The sequence below is a fragment of the Streptomyces africanus genome, from assembly GCF_002150735.1.
Taxonomy (GTDB): Bacteria; Actinomycetota; Actinomycetes; order Streptomycetales; family Streptomycetaceae; genus Streptomyces; species Streptomyces africanus.
The window spans coordinates 1-7,532 of the sequence record NZ_MUKA01000285.1 but is presented as its reverse complement, the minus strand read 5'-3'; the positions used below and the strand labels follow the sequence as shown (position 1 = coordinate 7,532).

9 protein-coding genes and 2 pseudogenes are annotated in these 7,532 nt (G+C 70.0%); 2 read left to right on the top strand and 9 right to left on the bottom strand.

The features are described 5' to 3' along the window. The 8 genes and pseudogenes from CCL05_RS31600 to CCL05_RS31570 all read right to left on the bottom strand — a co-directional run. A partial coding sequence (locus tag CCL05_RS31600; protein ID WP_244204477.1) for a Zn-ribbon domain-containing OB-fold protein occupies positions 1-146 on the bottom strand: 146 nt, incomplete at its 3' end. Beyond that, positions 146-241, bottom strand: a pseudogene (locus CCL05_RS47615) (DoxX family protein); the annotation flags it as partial. The gene CCL05_RS31600 and the pseudogene CCL05_RS47615, both read right to left, overlap by 1 nt. Positions 242-253: 12 nt before the next feature. After that, positions 254-461: pseudogene (locus CCL05_RS31595) on the bottom strand (DoxX family protein); the annotation flags it as partial. Between the two features lie 57 nt (positions 462-518). After that, complete coding sequence (locus CCL05_RS31590; protein ID WP_086564106.1) at positions 519-1,097, bottom strand: 2'-5' RNA ligase family protein; 579 nt, start codon at positions 1,095-1,097, stop codon at positions 519-521. A 224-nt stretch (positions 1,098-1,321) separates the two neighbouring features. Beyond that, positions 1,322-2,419 (bottom strand): methyltransferase domain-containing protein, encoded by a 1,098-nt coding sequence (locus CCL05_RS31585; RefSeq protein ID WP_086564105.1) that lies wholly within the window; start codon positions 2,417-2,419, stop codon positions 1,322-1,324. Positions 2,420-2,421: 2 nt separating this feature from the next. Next, entirely contained in the window at positions 2,422-3,210 is a 789-nt protein-coding gene (locus tag CCL05_RS31580; protein WP_208641661.1) for an MvdC/MvdD family ATP grasp protein, read from the bottom strand. Positions 3,211-3,291: 81 nt separating this feature from the next. Continuing rightward, complete coding sequence (gene tgmA, locus CCL05_RS31575) at positions 3,292-3,522, bottom strand: putative ATP-grasp-modified RiPP (RefSeq protein ID WP_086564104.1); 231 nt, start codon at positions 3,520-3,522, stop codon at positions 3,292-3,294. A gap of 373 nt (positions 3,523-3,895) precedes the next feature. Further along, a complete protein-coding gene (locus CCL05_RS31570; RefSeq protein WP_244204476.1) occupies positions 3,896-4,309 on the bottom strand; it encodes an ATP-binding protein in 414 nt (137 codons plus the stop codon). A gap of 188 nt (positions 4,310-4,497) precedes the next feature. Between CCL05_RS31570 and CCL05_RS31565 the strand changes: the two genes are divergently transcribed. After that, positions 4,498-5,802: an NsdA family TPR-like regulatory protein gene (locus CCL05_RS31565; RefSeq protein WP_086564103.1), complete on the top strand. Its 1,305-nt coding sequence runs from the start codon at positions 4,498-4,500 to the stop codon at positions 5,800-5,802. Then, positions 5,790-6,350, top strand: coding sequence for a GNAT family N-acetyltransferase (locus CCL05_RS31560; protein ID WP_086564102.1), 561 nt, complete (start codon positions 5,790-5,792; stop codon positions 6,348-6,350). The genes CCL05_RS31565 and CCL05_RS31560 overlap by 13 nt, the downstream gene beginning before the upstream one ends. A gap of 3 nt (positions 6,351-6,353) precedes the next feature. Here the strand turns inward: CCL05_RS31560 and CCL05_RS31555 are convergent, their stop codons facing one another. Beyond that, entirely contained in the window at positions 6,354-7,391 is a 1,038-nt protein-coding gene (locus CCL05_RS31555) for a hypothetical protein (RefSeq protein ID WP_086564101.1), read from the bottom strand. Positions 7,392-7,532 lie beyond the last annotated feature (141 nt).

The window sequence follows — 7,532 nt, the reverse complement described above, 5'->3', positions numbered from 1 at the left end:
CAGCAGTGGGGGCAGAACTCGCGCGGATAGTGGTGGGCCCGGCCGCAGGCCCGGCAGCGGCGGATCAGCAGCCGGCCCGCGGCGGCCGCGTCCCAGTACGTCCGGGTGAACACGTCCGGCTCGGGCAGGTCGAACCGCCCGGCCATCAGAACAGCCCCAGCGCGCTGTCGAGCGACCAGGTCTGCCAGGACATCCCGAACAGCCCGACCACCGACATCAGCGCCATCATCGAGTTCTGCCCCNNNCATGGTGCGCGGGTGGGGCGCGACTACGGAGTCGAAGCCCGAACGCACGGCGCCCCAGCGATGCTTGGCCGCTATCCCGGCCGCCCACGCGATGCCGGTGCCGCGTGCGAACCAGGCCTTGCGGTCCTTGTGCCGCCAGCTCTCCAGCCACCACAGCCCGAGCCCGATCCGCAGCACGGCCAGCCATTCCGCTCCGGTGAGCCAGATCGTGTCCATGCCCATGCCCATGCTCCCGCGTCGCCGCTTCGACCCCCACTGGAATCTGACGGTACGTCAGACAAGGTACGGAGCACAGGCCTTGTCACAAGCGAGCGGGTATTCGACTCGGTCCTGCCAGCGTTCGCCGTCCCAGACGATGAGCTGGACGGCATGGACGTGGCAGGTCAGCGGCAACAGCGGCGCGAGTTCGGCCTGCAGCGCGTCGTACGCCGCGTCCTGGGTCGCGGGGCCCTCGTGGTTCGCGACGGTCAGGTGCGGGTCGAGGCCGCTGCCGAAGATCCCCCGGTACGGCACCAGTTCGGGCCACCGCCGAGTGAGGTCCGCCGTGAGCGCCTTGACCGGGGCGTGCGGCTGCGGGTCGAGATACAGGACACCGGGGTAGCGTCCGAACGCGGCGAACGTCAGGGTGAACGCATCGTGTCCGGCGAACAGGCCGGACAGTTCCCGGTGGACCGGGGCGTCCATGCGGCTCTCGTGCACGAACGGGTAGAGCACGGTCACATGGGCCGGGAACCCGGCCCGCACCAGCGGATCCGCCTCGGGAATCCTGATGGTGAACGCTGTGTCGCCGGGTATGTCAGGCCACCGGTCCGTCTCACGGGCGGTCCCGGCTTCACTCTCGTCTACGCTCACCACATTTCATGATCACAGGCAGGGCGAGCCGTGAGCAAGAAACTGGGTCCAGGGTCTCGGTGGCAACTACCGGTGTAGCGGTGCCACGACCCTCCAGCCGTTTGCGGAGCAAGGACACCAATGTGGTGCCCTGCCGGCGGAGGGCCGTGGCGGCCTGCACATCAGAGGCACCTCGGCCTGAGTACGGCATTCACGTCAACGCCGTGTGACGCCAGGACTCGGCGTCACGCGGCGCAAGGCAGCGGTCGGCTCGGGGCGTCCAGCCAGACGCGCTGTTCCTCGGCGGTCACAGTCACCCCGAAGCGTTCCCGGCCCGGCCGACCGTGTTCGACGTACAGCCCGTGCGCGGCCTCCACCGCATGCCACAACAGACGCGGCCCGGCCTGCCGTACGGCGTCATCCTCGGCGCGCGCCCACGCGCCGTCACTGCCCCACAGTTCCACGGCCGTCACCTGGCCGTCGTCGCCGCGCTCGAAGGCGAACGCGGTGCCAGGGGCGACGAGTGACAGCACGAAGCGGAACGCCTCCTCCCCGGCGACGACGTTCAGGTCCAAGCCAGTGACGTGTTCGCTCGTCGCGTCCGGTCTGCCCGGGTGGGCCGGAGCGCCGGTGGTGCCTGCGTCGCGCACGGCCATGAAGTACGAGCCGACGGGCAGGAACCTGCCCTCGGCACGTCCGTCGTCGGCGACGACCAGGCGGACGGTGCCCCAGCCCAATGGGCACACGATCAGGCCGGCGGGCTTCACCTGCTCCAGCCAGGCCGACGGGACCCTGCTGAAGCCGCAGGTTGCGATGAGTCGGTCGTACGGAGCCAGGCCCGGGTGGCCCTCACGGCCGTCCCCGGCATGGACCAACGGGGTGTATCCAGAGTGCCGCAGCCGCGAGTCCGCCAGCCGGGCCAGCACTGGATCAACCTCCACCGTCGCCACCTGGTGACTGCCCAGCCGCTCCGACAGCAGCGCCGCGTTGTAACCGGTGCCTGTCGCGACCTCCAGCACCCGGTGGCCGTCGGCGACATCGAGGGCCTTGAGCATGACGAGCATCAGCCCGGGCGCTGTCGACGACGAGGTTGCCACGCCGTCAGTGAGCTGCGTCGCCAGCGCGTCGTCCGCGTACACCAGGTCGAGCCAGTCCGGATCGGCGGACGTCACGCGCCGCTGCCCCGCGCTGGTCAGGGTCCAGAATTCCGGCACGTACGGGTGGCGCGGAACGGTCTCGAACACCCTCCGCCATGTCGGGTCGGTGAGTTGGCCACTGGCCTCCAGTTCGTCAGCCAACGCCGCGCGCAACTCGGCAGCGCGATCTTCTGTGTGTGTCGTCATGGTTATCCCTTGGCGAGGAGTTCAGCGATGTGCGCGGCGATAGGCAGGCCCGTGCGGTTCTGGATCCAGGACCACTCTCCGGACGGGTTGCACTCGAACATCACCCAGTCCCCGGACGGGGTGACGGCGAAGTCGAACGCGCCGAAGTTGAGCCGGAAGTGCTTCAGCCAACCCAGCACGCCGGCCCGAACGTCGCCCGGGACTCTGCACACGTCATAGGTAAGGGCGTCGTAGTCGCTGCGCCAGTCCACGCGGGCCGCGTCGCTGCCCGCGTGGATCTCGGCCGCGAACAGGTCCGTGCCCACGGCGGTCAGGCGCACCTCATGCGACTTGGGCACCCACTCCTGGAACAGGTGCGCCGTCAGGGACACGGAGTCGTCGATGGCGTCGGGGTCGACCACGTGGGTGGGGACCCCGGTACGGCGGCCGTCCGGGTACTCCAGTGGGCCGCCCATGAGCGGCTTGCAGATCACCCGGCCGCCCACCTGGTGGCAGAACCTCCGGGCCGCCTCCGGGTCCGTGGTGATCAGTGAGCGGGGTGTACGGAGTCCGTGCGCCGTCGCCACCGGGAGTTGTCCCGGCTTGTGAGAGGCCATGCCGTCGACCTCGGGCCGGTTGACCCACGTGACCGGCAGCGCGTACAGCGTGCCGAGCAGGCCGGCCAGGGCCTGTTCGTTGGCCCACGAGTGGTGGGGCTCTTCCATGTGCTCTGAGACGGCCGGAAGGCGGGGCCGCCTGTAGTAGACGGCCCGCACCTCCTCCAGCCGCACGGAGCGGTACTCGTCAGTCAAGACCCCAGCCCAAGGTCCTGCGGTGTGCTCGGCGGACAGGGAGACGGTGAGCCAGCACCGGGCCGCCGGAAAGGTGCTGTGTCACCGCATCAGGTACGGGTCGGCCGTGTTGTCGTTCTTGCTGTCCCAGTTCGTATTCGTACAACTCCCGGCCAAGGAGGTGGACCGGCTCCACAGAGCGCCGGTGCCGTCGGTCAGGACGTTGACCTGACGGACCGGGTCGTACGCGAACGAGCTCGCCTCCAGGGTCACGGTGTGTGGGGTGCGTTCGGCGCGGGCGCCGAACGGGACGAGTGCTGCCGTCGAGGGCATGTGTTGCCTCCTGTCGTTGATGTTGCCGAACCATTCGTCCCGCCCACGCCCGAGGGCGTCGGCAGGAGTCGTGCAGGGCCCGCTTAGCCCCGGTAGGGCCTGCGACGTGGGGCGGGACGGGGCTCGATCACCGCCCGGTGCCGGATGCTCGGCCTCCGGCACCGGGTGGCGAGTCAAGGGGCGCCGCCAAATGGCGTGGGGTGGGCACACGGATCGCAGATCCACAGCCGGAACAACCGGCCCCGGTGGCGCGCTTCGCCCCACACGCGGCCGGCCATCCCCAACCGGCGGGCACAGCGCGCGCAGTCGATGGCCATCTGCTGGCGTGGACTGAGCTGGTCGACGCGCGGCAGCTCGGCCACGGGTGTCGCTGTCACTGCTGGCCCTCCGCCCGTAGTTCCGCCCACACCCGTTTCCCGCCGTGCACCAGTTCACTGCCCCATGCGTGGGCGAGGGCGTCGACGAGGAGCAGGCCGCGGCCGTTCTCGTCGTCGGCGGCCGGTGTGCCTGGGCAGGGTCTGGTGCGCGAGGTGTCGGTCACGACAATTCGGGCGGACTCCGTGCCGGTACGGGTGATCGAAGCGCCGACCGTGACGGCTTTCGTGTGTTCCACCGCGTTGGCGACCAGCTCCGTGACGATTTGGTCGGCCACATCCACCAGCTGAGGCAGGCCCCAAGTCTGCAACGCGAGCGCTATGTCCCGTCGCGCCTGCGTCGCGGCCTCCAGCGTCGCCCGATAGCGCCGCTGGTAGCGCTGCGGCCCTACTGGTGCAGCGGTCATCGTCATCTTTGCGCCCCTCGGTGGTGCTCGCGACGTGAACAGCGCCTCTGCTGTCACGTTGAGAAAACAGTCGTTCACGAAGCGCTACCGGACCTCCGTGCGGACCTTCGCCGGACTTTTTCTCAGCCGCCGGACTTTTCGTGTCCAGCACGGCGGCTACGGTCGACAAGAGCAGACGCCTTCGGGAGGCCAGGGTGGACGAGACGCTGACGCTGTTCGCACGCGCCTGCATCGAGCGTGGCTGGGCCAAGCCGTCGTCGTTCATCCCGGCCTTCCTGGCGACCGCCGAATTAGTCGGGGAACAGGTGACCATCACCGACCGCCAATTCCGGCGGTGGCGACAGCCGAATCCGCCCAGGCCGCATCCCCCGGCCTGGCGGGTCCTGCACGCGATGTTCGGGATGAGCCCCGCTGACCTCGGCTTTCCCGGGCCAGTACCGGGCACGACGGTGGACGCCCTTCAAGTGCCGCCGAAAGGGGTGAACGTGGACCGCAGGACCTTCGTCGCCGACTCGATCGGTGTCGCCGCCGCCCTGGCGGTGGGACCTCGGGAGAGCACCGGGATCCCGGCCGCCGTCGGCACCGCTCACCTCCTCGAACTCCGCGAGGGCCTGCGGTCGCTGTACACGCTTGATGACGCCTACGGAGGCGGCGACGTCCGGTCCCTTGCCGTCCGCCACCTCCGGCGTGTGCGTCGGATCATCAACACCAGCAGCTATCCGGACACCATCGGCCGCCAACTCCAGCTCTTGGCGGGCGAGGCGGCCGAGCACTGTGCCTGGCTGTATTACGACGCCGACGAACAGGACACCGCCCGCCGCTACTGGGGCGAGGCGCTGACCACCGCGACCATGCTTCACGACGCCGGACTTCAGGTCCTGGTTCTCGTCTCGCTGAGCATGCAGGCCAGCTACGAAGGCCGACCGCGCGACGGTTACGACCTGGCGCGCGCAGCCCACTCGCTCGCCGTCCCCTTCGGCTCCCCGGTACTGCTGTCCCTGATCTCTGCTCGCGAGGCCCGCGCTCTGGCCCTCATGAAGGACCAGAGCAACGCACGCAAGCGGCTCGCCGACTCCATGCGCATGGTGGACCGCTCCGATCGCGGACGCCCCGCCCCGGGCTGGGCCGCATTCCACGGGCACGCCGAGCTCGACTACGCCCAGGGCCTGATGTATTCCGACACCGGGCACCACAAGGCAGCGGTGCCTTTCCTGCGCGCAGCGCTCGCTCACCAAGACCGGTCGTACGGGCGCAACCGAGCCCTGTACCGGATGACCCTCGCCCGCAGTCTGGTCCAGGCCGGCGAAGTCGACGAGGGCGGGGCCGAGGCGGTCGGCAGCCTCACTCACCTCGAAGAGGTGGAGTCCGGCCGCGTGAACCGACGAGTGGCCGAGGTGCGTGATCTCCTCAGAAGCGTCGACGCGGTGAGCGCCCGAGAGGCCGCCGATGAGCTGACCGAGTATGCCCGGTTGAAGGGAGAAGTGCGATGGCCGAGGTGATGTACGAACGGTACGAGGGCCCGGGCGGCAGCTCCCGGCTTGGCGCCTTCCTCCCCGCCTACGAGGAGGTGTACGCGGAGCCGCCGTACTGCGAGGGCCCGCGTGACGTCGCCGAGTTCATCGGCCACTTTCAGGTGCATGTCCAGCGCCGCGGCTTCCGTATCGTCCTGGCCCTCGACGGAGACGACGTCATCGGCTTCACATACGGCTACTGCCTCGCACCTGACACTCGCTGGTGGAAGAACCTCCAGGACGTCGAGCTGCCGGAGGACTTCACACGAGAGGACGGCCACCGCACGTTCGTCATCATCGAGTTGGCTGTACGGAAGGCGTGGCGGCGGCGCGGCATCGCCGCCGAGCTGCATGCGCGGCTCCTCGAGGGCCTGGACGTCGAGCGGGCCACGCTGACGATGCGGCCCGAGCCGGAGGCCGCACCGGCGCAGTCCGCCTACGCGGCGTGGGGATACCGGAAGGTCGGAATGTCCCATCCGTGGGACGAAGCGCCGCTGTACGACTGCATGGTCCGCGAGCTGCGCAGGAACGAGTAGTGGTCAACGAACCCCGCCGGTCGGGCGGCCGGCCGCCGGGGAAGCCGCCGTCTCAGCCGCCCTCCCCGCCTCCTCCCGCGCCCGCAACTCCCCGTGGAGGCGGGCGAACACCCCGCACACCAGCGGCATGACCAGCGGGGGCAGCAGCAGGAGCGCCACGGCCGTGGGCAGGATCAGCACCAGTACGCCGGTGATCCACACGTTGTCGTCGCTGAGCCACAGCATGCCGAGGCCGGCGTAGTGGGCCAAGGGAGCGGCCGCGTACCGGGCAAGAGTGAAGACGAGCACGGCGGCCGTCGTGACCAGCGTGCCCAGGCCGAGGACGCGTCGGCGTGCGCGGCGGGTCAGCACCCACGAGCGGTGCAACGCGACGAACGGGGAACGGCCCTCCAGCACCGTCTCGGCCGTGGCCAGGGACAGGCGGAAGTACAGCAGCGGGCCGAGGCACCCGACGGCGATCGGCAGCACCCAGCCCACCAGGGTGTACTGCGGGGTCGCGGTGCCGTGCAGGGGCGTGGGCTCGACACCGGGCACCTTGCCGCCATCGACGAGGCCCCACCACATCAGGGCCGTCAGCTCCATGGCGGCCACGGCCAGTCCGGTCAGCGCGTTGACCATGAGGGCCGCGGGGAGGCGGCCGCGGGTGCGCCGCCACAACTCCCGGACGGTCAGCGGTCCGCCGTCGCGTCTGGCGTGCGCGTCACCGACGGCGTACGCGCTGTGCAGGACGGAGAGGACGACGAGGGCCAGGACGAGCAGCAGCAGCGACACCACGGCACCGGCCCGTACCAGCGGGGGCATGCCGCCGTCGGCGTAGGCCACGTAGGAGTCCTCGTTGGCGATGTTGGTGTCCGCGTAGTCCCGGACGGCCTCGAAGGTGTCCCAGGTCTCCGCGAAACCGCCGGCCACGATCGCGCAGCCGAGCAGGGCCGTCACGGCGGAGACGCGGAGGGTGAAGCCGTACAGCGTGCGGCGGTGGCTTCTGACGACGCCGAGCGCACCGCCGATACTGCCGACCGCCTGATTTCCCTGGTGTGCCATGACCTGGCGTGACCTCCATGCGCGGCCCGGTAGCGGTGAAGGTCAAGACGCCGGGTGGGGTGCGTGGGGTTCCCGGGGGCCCACAGGCCGGTCACCCCACCCCCAGCACCACCGTCCCCGAAGAGCAGAACCACCCACCCG